General features: G+C 71.3%; 13 protein-coding genes. 4 read left to right on the top strand and 9 right to left on the bottom strand.

The window, feature by feature from the left end:
* Nucleotides 1-182 precede the first annotated feature (182 nt).
* Complete coding sequence (locus tag QQG74_RS20815) at nucleotides 183-1211, top strand: hypothetical protein (protein ID WP_341716449.1); 1029 nt, start codon at nucleotides 183-185, stop codon at nucleotides 1209-1211.
* A gap of 95 nt (nucleotides 1212-1306) precedes the next feature.
* Here QQG74_RS20815 and QQG74_RS20810 read toward each other — a convergent pair whose 3' ends face one another.
* The 7 genes from QQG74_RS20810 to QQG74_RS20780 form a co-directional block, all read right to left on the bottom strand.
* Nucleotides 1307-2524, bottom strand: a complete 1218-nt coding sequence (locus tag QQG74_RS20810; protein ID WP_341716448.1) for an iron-containing alcohol dehydrogenase — start codon at nucleotides 2522-2524, stop codon at nucleotides 1307-1309.
* Nucleotides 2525-2658: 134 nt separating this feature from the next.
* The gene (locus tag QQG74_RS20805; protein WP_341716447.1) at nucleotides 2659-4119 is read right to left on the bottom strand and encodes an NAD-dependent succinate-semialdehyde dehydrogenase; all 1461 of its coding nucleotides are present in this window, start codon (nucleotides 4117-4119) and stop codon (nucleotides 2659-2661) included.
* Between the two features lie 21 nt (nucleotides 4120-4140).
* Nucleotides 4141-5217, bottom strand: coding sequence for an ABC transporter ATP-binding protein (locus QQG74_RS20800; RefSeq protein ID WP_341716446.1), 1077 nt, complete (start codon nucleotides 5215-5217; stop codon nucleotides 4141-4143).
* Nucleotides 5217-6284 (bottom strand): ATP-binding cassette domain-containing protein, encoded by a 1068-nt coding sequence (locus tag QQG74_RS20795; protein ID WP_341716445.1) that lies wholly within the window; start codon nucleotides 6282-6284, stop codon nucleotides 5217-5219. Before QQG74_RS20795 ends, QQG74_RS20800 begins: the two co-directional genes overlap by 1 nt.
* A complete protein-coding gene (locus QQG74_RS20790; RefSeq protein ID WP_341716444.1) occupies nucleotides 6284-7195 on the bottom strand; it encodes a carbohydrate ABC transporter permease in 912 nt (303 codons plus the stop codon). The genes QQG74_RS20795 and QQG74_RS20790 overlap by 1 nt, the downstream gene beginning before the upstream one ends.
* Entirely contained in the window at nucleotides 7195-8091 is an 897-nt protein-coding gene (locus QQG74_RS20785) for a sugar ABC transporter permease (protein ID WP_341716443.1), read from the bottom strand. Before QQG74_RS20785 ends, QQG74_RS20790 begins: the two co-directional genes overlap by 1 nt.
* Nucleotides 8092-8141: 50 nt before the next feature.
* Complete coding sequence (locus QQG74_RS20780; RefSeq protein WP_341716442.1) at nucleotides 8142-9725, bottom strand: extracellular solute-binding protein; 1584 nt, start codon at nucleotides 9723-9725, stop codon at nucleotides 8142-8144.
* A gap of 102 nt (nucleotides 9726-9827) precedes the next feature.
* Between QQG74_RS20780 and QQG74_RS20775 the strand changes: the two genes are divergently transcribed.
* From QQG74_RS20775 to QQG74_RS20765, 3 genes are all read left to right on the top strand, one after another.
* Entirely contained in the window at nucleotides 9828-10571 is a 744-nt protein-coding gene (locus QQG74_RS20775; RefSeq protein WP_341716441.1) for a GntR family transcriptional regulator, read from the top strand.
* Nucleotides 10572-10659: 88 nt separating this feature from the next.
* Nucleotides 10660-11229: a DJ-1/PfpI family protein gene (locus QQG74_RS20770; protein ID WP_341716440.1), complete on the top strand. Its 570-nt coding sequence runs from the start codon at nucleotides 10660-10662 to the stop codon at nucleotides 11227-11229.
* A gap of 19 nt (nucleotides 11230-11248) precedes the next feature.
* Entirely contained in the window at nucleotides 11249-12070 is an 822-nt protein-coding gene (locus tag QQG74_RS20765) for an alpha/beta hydrolase (protein WP_341716439.1), read from the top strand.
* A gap of 154 nt (nucleotides 12071-12224) precedes the next feature.
* Here the strand turns inward: QQG74_RS20765 and QQG74_RS20760 are convergent, their stop codons facing one another.
* Both QQG74_RS20760 and QQG74_RS20755 read right to left on the bottom strand, forming a co-directional pair.
* Nucleotides 12225-14978, bottom strand: coding sequence for an FtsX-like permease family protein (locus tag QQG74_RS20760; RefSeq protein ID WP_341716438.1), 2754 nt, complete (start codon nucleotides 14976-14978; stop codon nucleotides 12225-12227).
* The gene (locus QQG74_RS20755) at nucleotides 14975-18157 is read right to left on the bottom strand and encodes a permease (RefSeq protein ID WP_341716437.1); all 3183 of its coding nucleotides are present in this window, start codon (nucleotides 18155-18157) and stop codon (nucleotides 14975-14977) included. Before QQG74_RS20755 ends, QQG74_RS20760 begins: the two co-directional genes overlap by 4 nt.
* Between the last annotated feature and the right edge of the window lie 3 nt (nucleotides 18158-18160).

Raw genomic sequence — 18160 nt, 5'->3', positions numbered from 1 at the left:
CCCCCACCCGGTGCGCCACCGCCGACCTTACCGGCCGCGGACGCCACCACCTCCCTCGCGGGCGTCCTCGTCGAGATCTGGCAGGCTGAGCACTCGACCCCGGCCCGTCCTAGGTATCCGGGCTCGTGCTACCGCGGTGACGTGCGGGTTAGTGTCAGCGTCCGCACATGGGAGGAATCGCTGTGGTTTTCACGCCTGCACAACCGTCGGCACCTGCCGGACCGGTCACGTCCCGTTCCGGTGGCTTTCTTCGGCCGCACCTGTTCTGGGAGGCGGTGCTGCTGGCGCTGACCGTGGTCGCCGCGGTGGTGTGGTACTCCCAGGAGGAGTCGCGGCTGTCGCCGCTGGTGTTCAACATCGCCTCCGCCGGCCTGCTGGCGACCGCTTTCGCGCTGTCGCTGCGCACTGCCACGCCAAACCTCGCGGTCGTCGCTGTCGCGGCCCTCGCTGGCCTGACGTACGCGGAGGTGCTCGACGCTGGCGTACCGGTCCTCGTCGCGGCGGTCGCCGCGATCGCCGCCGCGGGGTTCATCGGTCTCGGGATGGGCCTCGTCGCCGGGCTGCTGCAGGCGCCCGGGTGGGCGGTGTCGCTGGGCGGGCTGGCGCTGACGCAGGGCATCCTGCTCGCCGCCACCGGCAGCGGCGGTCCGCAGCGGCTCGCGAGGGAAGGTTGGATCCGGTCCGACGGTGCGGCGGCGGGGTGGCTGGTGCTGTTTCTCCTGCTGTCGATCGGCGGCGCGGTGGTGTGGTCGATCCCGGCGGTGCGGCGGGCGCTGAACGGCAACCGGGTCGTCGCCGGGGAGCCGCCGTCGCCGTTCGGCGCACGGCTGCTGGGCGCGGTCATCGGCCTGGGCGGCTCCAGCCTGATCGCGGGCGCAGCCGGAATCCTGCTCGCTGGCCGGATCGGCGCCACAACCCTATCGGTCGACATCGGCCAGCTGGCGTTCGTGGCCGGCGCCGTCCTGCTCGGCGGCGTGAGCGTGGCCGGCGGGCGGGGCGGCTTCGCGGGCACCGTGCTGGGGGTCGTCCTGCTGAGCCTGGTGCAGATGACCATCCTCGTCGCGGATGGCCCCCGGTGGCTGTCGGCGGTCGTCTTCGCGCTGGCGGTCCTCGTCGGCCTGGGCGTCAGCCGGGCGCTGGAGGCCCGGCAACCGGCGCTGCCCGCGAGCGTGCCGGGCGCCGGGCCGGCGGAGCCGTCGCGGAAGTATTGACCGCTGCCAGTCGGCGGCCGTTCTTCCCGGCGGTACGTGGCCAAGGGGTGGCGGCATGAGCGGGCACGGCGTCCGGTCCCGGTCGCTGCTCGGTGTCAGGACCGTCGCGACCGCTCCCCGCTCCAGGCCGCTTCGAGGATCGCGGTCAGGCTGGCGGTGTCGGTCGGGCCTGGATGGTTCTGGATCAAGCGCGTGACGCCACTGGCCAACTCCGCGAAGCGCGGAAGGTCGGCGCGTGCCACCCCGATGTCTGCCAAGGTGGCAGGGATGCCGATGTCGGCAAGGAGCCCGTCGAGCCAGGTGAGGAAGGTATCTGTGGCCTCGGCATCCGAGGCGTCGGTCACGTCGAGCCCGCACACCCCGGCGAGGGTGGCCAACCGGTCGCCGATGGCATCCCTGGCCGCGTCCAGCGCGTAGGGCAGTAGCAGCCCGACGCCCAGGCCGTGCGGCGTGTGGGTGGCTGCGCCGATGGGGTACTGGAGAGCGTGCGGGGCCGCGTTGCCCGCGTGGGAGAAGGCGAGCCCGGCCAGCACGGACCCGTAGGACATGTCCGCGCGTGCCGCCGTGTCGCCGCCGTCCATGACCGCACGACGCAAGCTGCGGGCGATCCGCTCGGCGGCCCGCAGCGCGTAGTGGTCGGTGATCGGGTTGCGGCCGAGGAACACCTGCTCCACCGGGTCGCGCGGTCCGTGGGCCCGGGGTCGCGCGGTGTAGCTCTCCACCGCGTGACAGAACGCGTCGATGCCGGAGTGGGCGGTGACGGTCGCCGGGCAGGTGTAGGTGAGTTCGGGATCGACGATGGCGAAGTCGGGCACGATGTGGACGCTGGAAACCCCCACCTTCAGCTCTCGGTCCGGGTCGGTCAACACCGAGACGGGGGTGAGTTCGGAGCCGGTGCCAGAGGTCGTCGGGACCGCGACGAGAGGAAGCGTCGGCCCTGGCACCTTCGACTCGCCGTAGAAGTCGCGCGGAGTCCCGCCGTGGCGCCGGATGACGCCGACGATTTTGGCGAGGTCGATCACCGTGCCACCCCCGATGGCGAGGATCACGTCGGCGTCCACCTCGGCGGCGACCGAGACGGCCAGGGTGACATCGGTGAGTGGCACGTCGGCAGTCGCGTCGGAGAACACCGCGACGACCTCGACCTTCTCGCGTACGGCGGCCACGATCTCGGCCACGCCCGGCTGCCTCAGCAGCAGTTGGTCGGTCACGATGAGCACTCGCGAGCCGCTCTCGGCCACCACTCGTGGGATGTTCTGCGCGACCCCTTCGCCCACTATCAGCTGGCGTGGTCCGCGGACGGTCTCAAGCATGTCAGGGCCTCTCCGGAACGTCGGCGGCGATTTGCGTGGCGGACGTCCAGGTCACCTGCGAGACCGGGACGGCGTCGGCGAGGTTGGCCGCCCGGGTGGCGCAGGCGTGCGCCGGGCCCCGAGCAGCAGGCCGGTCACGATAGGTCGATCGCTGCGTAGGTGAGGTCGAGGTACTCAAGGATGCCCTCGTGCGACCCCTCCCTGCCGATCCCGGACTGCTTCACGCCTCCGAACGGAGCTGACGGGTCCGATATCAGCCCACGGTTGATGCCGACCATTCCCGCATCCAGCCCCTCGGTGAACCGCAGCGCCCGCTGCAAATCACGGGTGAAGACGTAGCCGACCAGGCCGTACTCGGTGTCGTTTGCCTTCGCCAGCACCTCGTCGTCGGAGGTGAACGAGATGATCGGCGCCACCGGGCCGAAGATTTCAGCCGCCAGCATCCGCGCATCGTCGGGCACGTCGACGAGGACGGTAGGCGGGTAGAAGTGGCCCGGCCCATCCGGACGCGCGCCGCCGACCAGGACCCGGGCGCCGCGATCGACCGCGTCGGCAACCAGCTCGTCGAGCTTGGTGACCGAGACCTCGTCGATCAACGCCCCGACGTCCACGCCGTCGTCGAGACCAGGGCCCACCGAAAGCGCGCCCATCCGCTCGGCGAAGCGGGCGGTGAACTCCTCGCGTACCGGTTCCTCGACGTAGATCCGGTTTGCCGCGACGCAGGACTGCCCGATGTTGCGCATCTTGGCCACCATGGCACCGTCGACCGCGACGTCCAGGTCAGCGTCGGCACACACGATCAAGGCAGCGTTGCCGCCCAGTTCCATGGAGGTGCGCAGCACGTTGTCCGCAGCCTGTCGGAGCAGCACGCGGCCGACCTCGGTCGACCCGGTGAACGAAAGCTTGCGGGTTCGACCGTCGGCCAGCAGTGCCGAGACCACCTTGCCCGCCCGTTTGGTGGTCACCACGTTGACGACCCCCGGCGGTACGCCCACCTCCTCCATGATGCGGGCCAGGAACAGCATGGTGAGTGGCGTCTGAGCGGCTGGCTTGGTGATCGTCGGGCAGCCCGCAGCCAGCGCAGGAGCGATCTTGCGGGCACCCATGGCCAACGGAAAGTTCCAGGGCGTCACGAGGACGCACGGGCCGACCGGCTTCGGCACGGTGAGGATGCGATACCCACCTGCGGGAGCGGTGCTGTAGCGCCCCTCGACGCGTACCGCCTCCTCGGCGAACCAACGGAAGAACTCGGCGCCGTAGGCCACCTCTGCCCGCGCCTCGGGGAGCGGCTTGCCCATCTCGAGTGTGATCAGCCGGGCGACCTCCTCGGATCGGGCGGTAAGTGCCCGGTACGTCGCGGTCAGCAACTCTGACCGTTTCCGCGGCGGGGTCGCCGCCCACTCCGCCGCTGCCGTGCTCGCCACGTCCAGAGCGGCGAGCCCGTCAACGACGTCGGCGTCCGCCACCTCGGCGATGGTCTTGCCGGTGGCCGGGTCCTCGACGGCAAAGGTGGCTCCGCTTGCGGCGTCGCGCCAGGCGTCGCCGATCCGGAGTCGCCGGTGCTCGGGGGCCAGGACGTTCATCGGGTCACTCATCGCGTCGCCTCCTGTGATCTTCTACCGCCCAGCCTCAGACAGCGACAGCCCGGTGCCCGCATCGAACAGGTGCGCACGGTCCAGGTCGACCGTCACACGCAGCCGCTGGCCCGGCGTACCGGTGACGGTGGGTCGTGCCTTGACCTTGAGGATCGTCGTCCCCACCCGGACGTCGACCACAGTTCGGTCACCGAGCGGTTCGATCCCGTAGAGCTCGCCCGACAACGACGCGTCCCCCCGTTGCTCGACGGAGAGGTCCTCCGCCCGTAGGCCCAGCAGCAGCGCACGACCGTCCTCAGCCGTGGTCCAGCGAGGCCGTGGCAGCGTCCAGCCTTCGGCACCGACCAGACGATCTCCCTCGGCGTGGCAGGCGAGCAGGCTGATCGGAGGGCTCCCGACGAATCCTGCGACCCACTTGTTGGCGGGACGCTCGTACACCTCGGTCGGCGTTCCGACCTGTTGCACAGTCCCCTCCTTGAGGACCGCGACCTGGTCGGCCATGGACAGGGCCTCGACCTGGTCGTTTGTCACGTAGATGAAGGTCGCGCCGAGGCTGCGGTGGATGCGGGTGAGCTCGGTGCGCATCTCGACGCGGAGTTTGAGGTCGAGGTTCGTCAGCGGCTCGTCCATCAGGAACGCGCGTGGGCGACGGACCAGCGCCCGGGCCAGGGCGACACGCTGCATCTCACCGCCCGACAACTGCGCGGGACGACGTTGCAGCAGCCGTTCGATGTGCAGCAGGCTCGACATCTGTGCGACGGCAGCGGCGATCTCGCTCGGAGAACAGCGGCGTGCCCGCAGCGGCGAAGCGATGTTCTCGTACGCCGTGTGTCGCGGGTAGAGAGCGTAGTTCTGGAAGACCATGGCCAGGTCGCGTGCGGCCGGAGCGTCACCGGTCGCGTCCCTGCCGTCCAGATGCACCGACCCGGCGTCGAGCTTCTCCAGGCCGGCGATCGCTCGCAGGGTCGTCGTCTTGCCTGCCCCGGAGGGTCCGAGCACGACGAAGAACGAGCCGTCCGGTACGTCAAGCGTCACCCCGTCCAGGGCCTGGACCTTGCCGAAGGACTTGCACAGCCCGTGCACTGCCACGGTTCCCATCAGGCCACCAGCTCTTCCGTGCGCACGTCGTAGACCGCCGGGGTCCCGCCGGTGTGTCGTAGCCCGACCGGTGCGTCAGCGGCGAAACGGACCGTCGGTGGCATCCGAACTCGGACGTCGCACTGGCCGCCGTGGTCCACCACGTAGATGATCTCGTCGCCCAGCCACTCCGCCGAGACCACCCGGGCCGGGACCGAACCCTGCGTCCCTGGCGCGGTGACTTCCAGCGCCTCCGGCCGGACACCTGCGACCAGGCAACGGTCGCGCGGCAGGCCGGGCGGTGGCGTGAGGACCAGGCCGCCCCGACTGCGCAGCTTCCCGTCGGCCACCTCCACCTCGATCAGGTTCATCGGCGGGGAGCCGATGAATGCGGCGCAGAAGAGACTCGCCGGACGGTCGTAGACCTCCAGCGGCGTGCCGATCTGCTCGACGCGGCCCTTGTTGAGGATGGCGATTCGGTGACCGAGCGACATCGCCTCGACCTGGTCGTGGGTGACGTAGACCATCGTCGTCCCCAGCTCTCCCTGGAGGTGCTTGATCTCCGTGCGCATGTCCGCCCTCAGCTCCGCGTCCAGATTGGTGAGCGGCTCGTCCATGAGGAATGCGCGCGGTCGTCGCACCAGGGCGCGAGCAAGCGCGACGCGCTGCTGCTCTCCGCCGGACAGTTGGCGCGGTCGCCGGTCCAGCAGCGGACCGAGCCGCATCAGCCGGGCGGCCTGGTCGACCCGCTCGCGTACCTCTGCCTTGGGCAGTCCCTCGGCCCGCAGTGGGAACGCCAGGTTGTCGCGGGTCCGCAGATGCGGGTAGAGAGCGTAGAACTGGAACACCATGGCGATGTCGCGCTCGGCCGGCGGTAGGTCGTTCACCAGCGTGTCGCCGATGCGGATGTCGCCTGTCGTCTGCCGCTCCAGACCGGCGATGGCTCGTAGCGTGGTCGTCTTGCCACAACCCGAAGGGCCGAGCATCACGAACAGCTCGCCGTCTTTGATGGACAGGTCCACGTGCTCGACAGCGACCGTCCCGTCCGGGTAGCGCTTGTGCAGCGCGCTCACGTCGATGCCCGCCATCAGCGTCGCACCGCCCCGAGCGTCACACCGGCGACGAGGTGCTTGCGCACCAGGTAGGCGAAGACGAGCACCGGTAGGGCGAACACCACGGAGGCGGCGCCCACCAGGCCCCAGTCCGTCGTGGTGCCCCCGATGAGCCCGGCGATGGCGGGTGGGGCCGTCCGCACGCTGTCGCTGGAGGTGAGGAAGATGGCGAACACGAACTCGTTCCACGAGAAGATGAGTGCGAAGACCGCCGTCGCGGCGATGCCGGGCACGAGCAGGGGAAGGGTGAATCGTCGGAACGCCTGCAAACGGGTGTAGCCGTCGAGCATGGCGGCATCCTCGTACTCCGCAGGCACCTCGTCGACGAAACCCTTCATCATCCAGATCGTGAACGGGAGGTTGTACGCGGTGTAGATGAGGATCAGGCCGAGTTTGCTGTCGATGAGTCCGATCTGGCGGTACATGAGGAAGATCGGAATCACGACCACCACGGGCGGCATGAAACGGGTGGACAGGATGAAGAACAGTTGGTCCTTCTTGGCCTTCACCGCGAAGCGTGAGTAGGCCCAGGCCGCCGGGACCCCCAGCAGGGTGGCCAGCACGGTGGAGAGCCCGGCGACCAGAGCGGAGTTGAGGAACGCGACGGACAAGGCCGAGCGACCACCGTCGGGACCGACGAACACGTCCTTGAAGTGCTCCATGGTGACCGTGAAGCCGATGAACTCGGCGGGGATCGCGTAGACGTCCCGGTTTTCCTTGATGGATGTCTCGATCATCCACAGCACCGGGAAGAGCATCACGACGGCCAGCACGGTCAGCAGCGCGATCTCCAGCATGGCGCGGCCCCGGCCGCCCCGGCGGCGCACGGTGGGCCTGCGATCCCCGGCCGGACCTGCGGACACGGCCTCGTCGACGGAGACGGCCATCAGCCCTCCTTGAGCTTGTTCAGGTAGCGCAGGTAGAGCTGCGTGAGGACGATGACGACGACGACCATGAGGATCCCGTACGCCGAGGCGGTTCCGGTGTTGAAGCCCAGGAACGCGACCTTGTAGACGTGGAACGACAACGTCTCGGTGGAGACGCCCGGACCTCCGTTGGTGAGGATGTAGACGAGGTCGAACAGCCGAAAGGCCTCGATGGCCCGGAACAACACGGCAATGAGGAGCAGCGGCCACACCAGCGGAAGGGTGATGGTGCGGAACCGGAACCACTCGGACGCCCGGTCGATCGAGGCGGCCTCGTACAGGTACTTGGGCACCGCGGTGAGCCCGGCAAGTGCGATGAGCATGATGAACGGCGTCCATTGCCAGGTGTCGACCACGATCAGGGAGATCAGGGCCGTTCGCTGCCGGGTGAGCCACTCCACCTGCCCCAGACCGAGCGAGCCGAGCATGCTGTTGATCACGCCGAACTGCGCGTCGAGCATGAACCGCCAGAACAACCCGACCACGACCGGCGACAACATCATCGGGACCAGGAACAGAGTGGTCAGCAGTCCTCGCCCGTGCGTACGCCGTGAGATCAGGTAGGCGATGCCGAAACCGAGCACGGTTTGCAGGGCGACCGCGCCGACCACGTAGATCAACGTCGTCAAGGCCCGCTGGTGCACCTGCGCCGACGTCAGGATGGCGGTGTAGTTCGCGAACCCGACGAATTCGGCGGGCCCGCCGCGGGTGGCCGAGTAGTTGGTGAAGGACAGGTACAGCGCCCACAGCAACGGGAACACCGACATCGCGAGCAACAGCAGCAGCGCGGGGGAGATGAAGGCGGCGGCGAGTCCGCGGTCGCTCAGCCGGCGGGACCGCCCCGGTGCAGGTGGCATCGCAGCCGCCACCTGCCCGGGGCGATCGGTCGTCAGCGGTACGGGGTCACTCACAGTCCGCCGCCACCCTTGCGGCTGCTGGAGTCGAGCACGCTCTGCTGCTCCCGGGCGATGTCGTCGAGCGCCTGCTTCGGATTCTTCGCGCCGTTGAGGGCGGCGTTCACGTTGGTGTTCTCGATGTCGACGAGGCGTGCGTACTCGGGCACGTTCCACATGTCCCGCATCCGCGGCACCGAGTCGGTGTACACCTGGTTGAACGGCCCGGCATTGAGGAACTCGGGCGACTCCAGGGCGTCGGTACGCGATGGCACACCACCAGCCGCGGCCCACTTCTTCTGGATGTCAGCCCGCTCGAACCACTTCATGAAGTTCAGGGCCTCCGCCTGGTTCTCCTTGGCGGAGTAGGCCGACACGTGCATTCCCATGCCGCCGAGCGGGACCAGGTTTGTCTTCTGGGTCGGCAGGGTGGCGAAACCCAGCTTGTCGAGAATCTGCTCCCGCGTGGTGCCGAGCGTCGACTGCTTCGGATCGAGCAGGCCGCCGCTCGCGGCGATCCAGTTGAACGCGATGCATGCCTTGCCCTGGGCGACCGCCGCGTTCACCTCGTCGATGAACCAGTTGCCGGAGCCCTTGGCGGTGAGTGGCTTCATCTTGTTGACCAGGACGTCCATCGCCTCCTGGCCGGCAGCGTCGTTGAGAACGCCGTCGATCTTGCGCGTCTTGGGGTCCCAGAGGTTGCCGCCGTAGACGCCGTTTACCGTGTTGTAGGTTACGGCCGCGGCGTCGGAGCCGTTGGCCTGGTGGAAAGCCAGCCCGCTGACGCCAGGATGGTCCGCCTGGCATTTCTCGGCGACTGAGATCATTTCGTCCCAGGTCTGCGGCGGCTGGTCGCCGATCAGGTCCTTGCGGTAGATCATCGTCCAGGTGTCGCCGAGCAGCGGCAGTCCGTACAGGCTGGCGTTTTCGTCGCGCTTGCCGGTCTCCGCCTGCGGGAACTGGCCGTAGGCCGCCAGCAGGTACGGGTTGTAGGCCGCGACGTCGATGTTGTTCTTGACGAAGTCGGTGATGTCGAGGATGTTGCCGTTGGTCACGGCCTCGCCGATGTGTTGCGAGTCCAGGATCGCGATGTCGAAGTCGGTCTTGCGCGCGGCGAACTGGGTGAACATGGCGTCGTGCCAGTTCGCGTTCGGCACGGTGTTGACCTTGATGGTCGCGTTCGGCCGCTCTTTCTTGTACTCCGCGTTCGCAAAGTCCTCAAGTGCCTGGGCGGGGGGCCAGTCGAACCAGATGAAGCTGAGGGTCAGCGGGTCCGTGGTGAGCTCCGGGACGGTCGCCGGTGCCTTGGGGGCGCTCGCCTGCGCGCCGTCGTCCTGGCCATCGCCGCACGCCGCTGCGGTCGTGGCCACCAGCAGCATGGCCGCCGTCGCCAGCTGTGCCTTTCGCCCGGGAGCGGACGATCGTCCCATTCGCTTTGAATGCCGCATGTTCCTGCCTGCCTTCTGGGTTCGGACTTCTAGGGCCTCGCTATGTGCCTCGCCGGTTGGTTGCTTGGTTGTCCAGGCGTGTTGCCGGGCTGTCGCGGAGGCCGACCCGCGGACCGGGCGCGCTGCGATCTGGCGCAGGAGGGCGATCATCCGCCGCATTTCCTATACGATCCAGTGGGGCGTCAGCATGTCGCAGTGCAGCGACTGATGTCAATAGGCGTCCCGAGGCGCAAGGAAGGACCTCAGGTCACGATGGACGACGAAGCGATGAGCGCGCGGGGCCGCAGGGTCGTGACGGGCGGAACGTCGTCGGGAAGAGCTGGCGGCCGGCTTGCCGACGAGGTGTACGACACGCTGCTCGGACAGCTGATGTCGCTACGGATCGAGCCTGGCTCCCGGGTCACGATCGACGTCCTGGCGCGAGAGTTGGGGGTCTCGCAGACGCCGATCCGGGACGCGCTCAACCGCATGGAGGCCGAGGGTCTGGTCGTGCGGGTGCCCCATGCCGGCTACCGCATTCCTCCTCAAATCACCCGTCATCGGTTCGAAGACATGCTTGAGGTCCGCCTGCTCCTCGAACCGGCGGCGGCGCGCAGATCCGCCGAACGCGCCTCCCTGGCGCAGGTGGCCGGTCTGCGACGAATGCTGGGGGAGATGGCGGAGTTGGAAGGGGGCAACGGGCCCGCGGCCTATGGCGCCTTCGGTCTACGCGACGCCGCTTTTCACGATCTCGTCGCCCAGAGTGCGGAGAACCAGGTCATCCGGGAAGCGCTCGCTCGCCTGCACAGTCACGTGCACCTCTTCCGGCTGCACCACGACGCCCAGGTCACCCACCTGGCCATGGCCGAGCACGAGGAAGTGGTGGCCGCGATCGCCGCGCGCGACCCCGACGCCGCCGCGTACGCGATGCGTCGGCACATCCTGCGGTCCGGCGAGCGTTTCCGGCGATTGTTCGACGAGCTCAAGGACGCGGACGCAGTGGCAGTAGAGGCTTGACGGGCGGACCGGGTCGAGGAATGCTGAACCGATCGGATCGGATCGTATTGGATCTATCTCGCCCGTCCCCAGATGCGAGGAGAAGCAGGTGCCCAGAGCGCTGCTCCTGACCGGCGACGCCGCCGAGGAACTCGACACCATGTACCCCTACTATCGCGTGCAGGAGGGCGGCTGGGACGTCGACGTCTCGTCCCGGACGACGCGCGACGTGCAGCTGGTCATCCACGAGTTCGACCCCAACTCCGACGCCTACGTGGAGAAGAACGGCCGGAAGCTGCCGGTCGACGTGCCCTGGGCCGAGGTCGACGTCGAGCGCTATGACGCCCTCATCATCCCCGGCGGACGGGCCCCCGAGTGGATCCGGGTCGACGCCGACGTCCGGCGCATCACCGAGCACTTCTTCGCCCGCAACCTCCCCGTCGCGCTGGTGTGCCACGGCGCGCAGGTGCCAGCGGTGTACGGGCTGCTGAAGGGTCGAAAGACGGCCTGCTTCCCGCCCATCACCGGTGACATGGAGAACGCGGGCGCGACTGTCATCGACGCCCCCGACGTGGTGGACGGCAACCTCGTCTCCTGCCGGGGGTGGCCCGACATGCCGCAGTTCGGCAGGGCGATGATGGAGCTGTTCTCGAAGTCCGTCGGCCCCGCGTCGGCCTGAGTACACCTGACGTGCCCCGGTGACCGCACTTCGGACCGTCACAGTCGACGGCTCCCCCGTCCACGTCCTGGAAAGCGGCACCGGGCCCACGGTGCTGATGCTGCACGGCTCCGGACCCGGCACGACCGGGTCCGGAGCCTGGGCAACCACAGTGCAGGCGCTTGGCGCGTCCTGGCACCTGGTGGCTCCTGACCAGGCGGGGTTCGGCCGTACGCCTGTCCCGGCGGGCTCCACCGGTGGGCTCCGGCTGTGGACGGAGCAGGCCGCCGGCCTGATGGCTGCTCTCGGTATCGAGCACTACGCCGTGGTGGGCCACTCCATGGGCGGTGCCGTGGCGCTGTCGTTGGCGGCCACGCGCCCCCAGCAGGTCACCCGTGTTGTGGCGGTCTCGACGATGGGTGCCCCCGGAGCGCCGCTCTCCGCCGACCTCGACGCGATCTGGGCCGCCCCCGCCGGCCCGCTCGGCGCACGGGACATGCTGAATCGCCTCGTCTTCGACCAGACACTCGTGACCGATTCAGCCGTTGATGCCCGTGCCGCTGCGATGCGAGCGGGGGCGGTCGCGTTCGCGTCGTTGTTCCCGCCACCGAGGGCGCGGTGGGCCGACGGGCTCACCCTCTCGGCGCAGACGCTTGCAGCGATCCGCGCGCCCGTGCTGCTCGTGCACGGCGCCGAGGACCGAGTCACTCCGCTCGGGACGGCGGCCGTGCCCCTGCTCGAACACCTGGCCGATGTCCGTCTGCACGTGTTCGGCCGATGCGGGCACGTGCCGGCGATCGAGCACCCGCACGAGTTCAGGCAACTGCTGTCGTCCTTCCTCCGTCGGGACCGAGGTCACTGATTGCTGTGGCAGGCATCGGCGGCGGTTCGCTAGCGCGACAGGGGTCAAAGCCACCCAGCGGGATTCTCGACCGGACCGACGAGGGCGCCAGCCTGCCCGATGGCCGTAGGTGAGCCCGAGCGCGAGCGCGAGCGCGAGCGCGAGCCCGAGCCGGTCACTCACCGGCGCGGAGTACCTCGCTCAGCCGGTCGCGGCGGCGCAACGCCGACTCGACAGGTACGACCGTCGCAGCCGCCCCCAGCAGCGCCACGCTCACCAGGGCGAGCAGCCACCACGGCAGAACCACCGCCGGCTCGGCGGCTTGACCGGTGAGCAGCCGTAGCTCGAGCGGGCCGAGCGTCAGGCGGGCGAGCAGGGCCCCGAGCAGCGGGCCGCACATCGCGGCGACCACGACCGGCGGCAGCAGCTCGCCGGCAGCGACCCAGCGGACGTCGCGGCGCCGCAGGCCGAGGGTCCGCAGCCGGGTCAGGGTCTGCCACCGCTCCGACGCACCGGCGGCGGCGGCGAGCGTGAGGCCGAGCAGCCCCAGCGCCAGCAACACCACGGCGGCCGTCCACGCCAGCCGTAGTATCCCTGCGGTCAGCGGAGCCACTCGCTGTGCCCGCAGGACGTCCGCGCGCAGCACGACGTCGGCGGCGACGCCGCTGTTCGACACGGCCCGCGCCGCGCCGGGGCCGGTCACCCAGACGGTATTGGGAACGGCGGGCAGCCCTGCGTCGGCGAGGGCCGCGGCGTCCACGATGACGACATCGCTGGCGCCACCAACGGCGGGAGCGGTACCGACCACGGTGAGACGGATCGCCGGGGCGCCGTCCCGGGTCAGCTGTAGCCGCGTGCCGGTCCGCAGGTCGCCGTCGCTCGATCGGACCAGCGCGGGAACGGCCACGGGACCAGGACCGGGTGCCGTGAGCCGGGCCAGCGCCGGCGCGTCGGGCAGCGGGGTGGTGGCCAGCAGGCGCTGGAACGCGGCGGCGTCCACGACGACCAGGCGCGGAGTGAGCAGTGTCGATTCGGTGAAGACGCGCGCCGAGTCGGTCACCTGCCCGACGACGACCTGTCCTACCCCGGGCGCGGCGGCGATGCGCTCGGCGAGCGCGGGCGTCGCGGCCTCGGCGTCGGTGCTGACGTCGAGGCGGGCGTCGGCGCCGACGCTGTTCCACGCGCCGTCGGCCAGACCCCGGGCGATGGTGGTGCCGACGACAAGCGCGAACGACACGAGCGCCGTGGCGCTGACCAGAACCAGCAGCGGCAGCACGCGTCCGGCCGTTGCGACGGCCCGGGCGGCGCCGAACACGGCAAGCGAGCGGCGTGAGCGCAGGGCCTGTCGGAGCGCGATCCGCACCCCGACGGGCAGCAGCCGCAGCAGGACGAGCGCGCCGGCGAGCACGCCCAGTGCGACGGCGCTGATCGGTAGGAGCAGGTCGCCGGTCAGCTCACCGGTGTCGCCGTCGGCGGGCAGCAGCCCGCGCTGGTGCAGGGTGGCGAAGGCAGCCACCGCGGCGATCAGAACAGCGGCCTCCACGGCGGCGCGGCGCAGCTGGCCGGTGGCCAGGATCCAGCGCCGCGCGGCCGGGTTGGCGGGTTGGCGCCGGTCGCGGCTGGCGCGGGCCGCGGCGAGGGTGCCGAACGCCGGCCCGGCGACGGCACCGGCCAGGACCACGGGAACGGTCCAGGCCCAGCAGACGCCCGGAGCTACCGCGCGGGCGAGCGCGAGCCCGACGGCAGCGGCCGACAGCGACACCACGATGGACTCGATGAGCAGTTCCGCACCGAGGTCGGGTAGCGCCGCACCACGCTGCCGGGCGGCGCTCAGCGCCGGAGTTCGGCGACGGACCAGCAGGTCGGCGGCGAGCAGCAGGACCAGTACCGTGGCCGTCAGGACCCCGGCGAGCAGGACGGCGGCCTGTGCGGACGCGGCGCTGATCTGGGTACGGGCGGCGCGCAGGACGGTGTCGAGCTGCGATTCCCACTTCAGGGACTGGTCGCGGACGCCTGATGAGCCGGAGGTTGCCTTGAGCTTGACCACCTGGCTGGCGAGCGTCGCGGTGGCGTCCCAGGTGAGCGCGTCGGGTTCGGGAGCGAAGTGGACGGTGCGCCGCAGTTGGTCCTCGTCGAAGGCGAGCCGGGCGTCCGGCAGCGACTCGCCCGACAGCAGGCCGGCGAACCGGGTGGTGCCCACGCCGTCGGCGCCGGGCACGGGGCGCAGTAGCGCCGGGGCGAGTCGCCAGGCGGGGTCGGCGCTGTCCGCGGGTCGGTAGATCCCGCTGATCCGGACGTCTTTGTCGCGGCCCTGGCCGTCCTGGACCGGGATCCGATCGCCGGGGCCGAGGTCGAGTGCGGCGGCGTCCGCCTCGGAGAGGCCGACCTGCACCGGCCAGGGCGGTCCGTCGGCGGGGATCTCGATGGACGGTTCGGGGATCGTGGGGCCGGGCGCGCTGCCGGCGATCCAGGTCAACTCCGGGCCGCCAAGGTCACCGGCCAGGTAGGTGAGCTGGAAGGTACGCGGCACGCTGCCGTCGGTGATGCTGAGGATCGGGCCGTTGACCACGGCGATGGGCGGGAGCAGCGCGGCGTCCAGGTCGGGCCCGAGTGCGTGCACCGCCCGGGCGCGGAAGTCTTCGACGTCCTCGGCGAGGCGGGATATCCGGATCCGCCCGCCGGTCGGGCCGTCGTCGCGTTCCCAGTTGGCGTGGACGAGGACGTTCGAGCCGTGGCCGGCGCGGCGGATCGTGTCCTGGACGGCGTTGTCGGCGGCGGCACGTAGCAGCGCCGGCACGGCCCCGGCGAGCAGCGCGACGGCGGCGATGACGGCGGCGGTGAGCAGCAACGGTCCGGCGTCGGTACGGCCACGGCCGCGGACGCTGGGCCAGTGCGGTGCCGGCCACCGGCGGGTCAGCCACCGGTTCACGGCGTCACCCGCAGGTGCGCGGCGTCGGCCCGGCGGACCTGGACGGTGACCACAACGGCGACCGCCAGCAGGCATCCGACCAGCAGTACGGCGAGCAGCGCGGCCTCGGCTGGCCACGGCCAGTGTGGCTGGGCGGCCGGGACGGGCGCGGCGCCGGTGTCGGAGCGTACGAGCAGGGGAGCGACGATGCGGGTGGCGAGCGCGCCGACGGCCGTGCCCGCCGCGAGCAGGGGCAGCAGAACGCCGACGTGCTGGCCGAGCAGCACGGCCCGGATGCCGCGCCGGGACATCCCCAGGCCGCGCAGCCGTGCTACCTCGACGGCGCGGACCTGTAGATCGCAGGTCACGTGCAGGACGACGCCGGCGAGCAGCAGCAGGGCCGCAGCCGGGACGATGAGCCGGAGCGCGGCCGGCAGCCCGGCGTGCAGCGGGCCGCCGATGAGACGGGCGGTCTCCGCCTCGCGGGTCGTGACGGTGCCCAGGTGCAGGGCGGTGGCCCGCTCGGCGACACCGGGACCGGTTGGGTGGCCGACCCACCAGGCGTCGACCGGGAACGTCAGGTCGCCGGCGACGGCGCGGGCGCGAGACAGCGTGTCCAGGTCGGCCAGGATGGCGACGGCGCCGGGGGCGGACGGTACGGTCGGCACGACCTCGGTGACGACGATCGGGACGGGCGTGGTACCGACCGTGACGCTGAGCTGGCTGCCGCCCTCGGCACCGACCTCGCTGGCGAAGCGGGCGGAGACGGCGACGGGCACCGGGCCGGGGTCCGGGAAGGCGGTGGCGACGAGGGTGTGGGCGGCGTCCGGGGCGCCGCCGAGGTCGACGGTTGCCGCCATCCGCAGCGCCGCCCCCGTCGGCGTCGCGGAGACCACGACGCTCGGGTCGCTCACCTTGCTCGGGACCGGCGGCGCGGACGTGGCGGTCCAGTCCGATCCGTCCGCGGATCCGTCCGCGGATCCGGCGGGCGGCACGGTGAGGGTGACGGCGATGGCGGTGCGTCCGCCGACCGAGGACCCGGCATCCGGCCCGGCCGCGACCGGCAAAGACACTGCGACGAGGCGCAGTCCGTGCCCGGTCGCGCACTCGGGCATGCGGTGCTCCCGGCCGTCGAGCGGCACGGGCGGACCGGTACAGGGTATGCGCAGGCCGGTGGCGTCCTGCAGCAGCAGCTGGGGCGTCACGGCGAGCGAGGTGTCACCGGTCGTGGTTCCGCTCAGCACGAGCGGGGCGCCAGCGGCAACGGTGAGGCCGGTGACGCGGGTCGGTGGGGCGAGCCTCGCTCCCACGTCCGTCCAGGTGCGGTCGCGGTCGAGTCGCCCGCGTAGCAGCGCCTCGGCGCGGGTGGTGTCGACGGCGATCAGGCGCGGCGCATCACCGGCGGTGCCGAGCCACTGACCGACGGCGGTACCACGGTCGAGGGCTGGACTCACGGTCCCCGCGGTGGCCGCGCCGACGACCGCGCCGTCTCCGGCGACCGGCGCCGTGCTGAGGGTGAGTGTCAGGTCGGTGCCGACGGAAAGCGCCGCCTGGTCGCGCTGCGACTGGTGCCACGTGGTGTCGAAGGCGAGGCCGAAGGTTGCGGCTGCGCAGGCCAGCCCGACGAGCAGCCCGGCGGCGACCGCCTGGTGCCGGCGGGCGGCCTCGGCGACCACCAGTGGTAGCGCCAGCCCACGGGCGCGGTACGCCAGCCGGTCGGCGCCGCGCAGGGCAGGCACCACCACCCGCAGCGCCAGGGCGGCACCTGCGGTGAGCAGCAGCGCCGGCGCGAGCACCCGGACCGCGTCGGCGCGTGGGCTGGCGGCGGTGGGCTGCGCGTACAACTGCCACCATGCGGCGGCGGCGAATACCGCGAGCAGCAGGTCGGTGCCGGATCGGGCGAGCAGTTCGCGGCGCGTGCGCCGGTCGCCGGCTGCCGGGCCGGGCCGGGCCGCCAGGATGGTGAGGACAGCGGCGAGTACCAGCGCGCCGCCAGCGACCGCGAGGACCTGGGCACCGGTGATGGCCGGTCGGGCGGTCAGGCCGGCGCCGTCCAGCGGCGGCAGGTGGGTCAGACCGGCGTGCAGGGCCGACGAGGCCGGTATCGCGAGCGCGGCGGCGACGGCGGCGACGAGCCCGGCCTCGAGTGTGGCGGTGGCGGCGAGTTGGCGGCGGCTGGTGCCGAGGGCGGACCGCAGGGCGGTCTCGTCGGCGCGTATGCCTGCGGTCAGCCGGCCGGCGAGGACGAGTGCCGTCGCGGTCAGGACACCGCCGAGGACGGCGATGGCGAGCACCACGGCGGCGGTGACGTGCCGTTGGTCGTCGGCGGACCGCAGGGTCAGCGGCAGGTCGGAGGCGACACGTGCGAGCCGGACGCGGTCGCCGAGGGTGCCGGCCAGCCGTCGGTCGGCACTGCGGACGGCCCCGGCCACGGTCTCCAGGTCGCGGCGGTTGGTGTGGGACAGGTCCGGAGTAGCGGTGACCTCCATCCGGTTGATGGTGGCGCCGGTGCTGAGCAGGTCGGCGAGGTCGACGAGGAACGGGCCGTAGGCGTTGACCGGTTGCCGGAAGTGGCCGTCCTGGTAGTCGGTCGCGGAGCCGGCCGCAGCCAGCCGGTCGCGGTCCCAGCCGCGCCCCGGCAACGGGCGTACCACACCGACGACGGTCACGTCGATGGCCGGGACGGGCGGGTGGGCCAGTTCGGCGCCGAGGCGTACCCGGCGACCGGGGGTGAGGCCGAGCAGCTGGGCGGTGGACTCCAGCACCACAGCGTCACCACGGTCGTGCGGCCAGCGTCCGGTGACCAGCTCGGCCCGGGCCGGCAGATCGTCCAGCCCGGACAGGTACGCCTGGGCTCCGACGGTGGTGCCCGGGGCGAGCGCGGGCGGCAGCGCCCGCAGCACCGTCGACGCCCGCGCGGTCGTGGTCACCGGGAACGGTGCGAGCGCGGCGGCCACCACGGTGTGGGTGTCGGCGGCGACGGACAGCGCGTCGGGGCCCTCGACGGTGCCGGTGTAGACGGTCACGTCGACGGCGGCGGGGGCGGCGCGGGCCATGGCGACCTCCAGCGCCCGCTCGGCGGTGCGGGTGCTCAGCAGGGTGCAGGTGCCCAGCAGGGTCGCGCCGACCGTGACGACCCCGATGAGGGCCGCCAGCAACGGCCACTGCGCGCGGGCGCGCCGGCCGACCAGCCTCAGCATCGG

The sequence above is a fragment of the Micromonospora sp. FIMYZ51 genome (assembly GCF_038246755.1).
In the GTDB taxonomy this organism is placed as follows: Bacteria; Actinomycetota; Actinomycetes; order Mycobacteriales; family Micromonosporaceae; genus Micromonospora.
This window is presented reverse-complemented; position numbering and strand designations above follow the sequence as displayed.

Bases quoted from the DNA above. Each gene is read 5' to 3' on its own strand.
- QQG74_RS20775 (WP_341716441.1), top strand. From the start codon at position 9,828: ATGGACGACGAAGCGATGAGCGCGCGGGGCCGCAGGGTCGTGACGGGC.
- QQG74_RS20755 (WP_341716437.1), bottom strand. From the start codon at position 18,157: ATGCTGAGGCTGGTCGGCCGGCGCGCCCGCGCGCAGTGGCCGTTGCTG.
- QQG74_RS20795 (WP_341716445.1), bottom strand. From the start codon at position 6,284: ATGGCGGGCATCGACGTGAGCGCGCTGCACAAGCGCTACCCGGACGGG.
- QQG74_RS20780 (WP_341716442.1), bottom strand. From the start codon at position 9,725: ATGATCGCCCTCCTGCGCCAGATCGCAGCGCGCCCGGTCCGCGGGTCG.
- QQG74_RS20800 (WP_341716446.1), bottom strand. From the start codon at position 5,217: ATGGGAACCGTGGCAGTGCACGGGCTGTGCAAGTCCTTCGGCAAGGTC.
- QQG74_RS20805 (WP_341716447.1), bottom strand. From the start codon at position 4,119: ATGAGTGACCCGATGAACGTCCTGGCCCCCGAGCACCGGCGACTCCGG.
- QQG74_RS20810 (WP_341716448.1), bottom strand. From the start codon at position 2,524: ATGCTTGAGACCGTCCGCGGACCACGCCAGCTGATAGTGGGCGAAGGG.
- QQG74_RS20785 (WP_341716443.1), bottom strand. From the start codon at position 8,091: ATGCCACCTGCACCGGGGCGGTCCCGCCGGCTGAGCGACCGCGGACTC.
- QQG74_RS20790 (WP_341716444.1), bottom strand. From the start codon at position 7,195: ATGGCCGTCTCCGTCGACGAGGCCGTGTCCGCAGGTCCGGCCGGGGAT.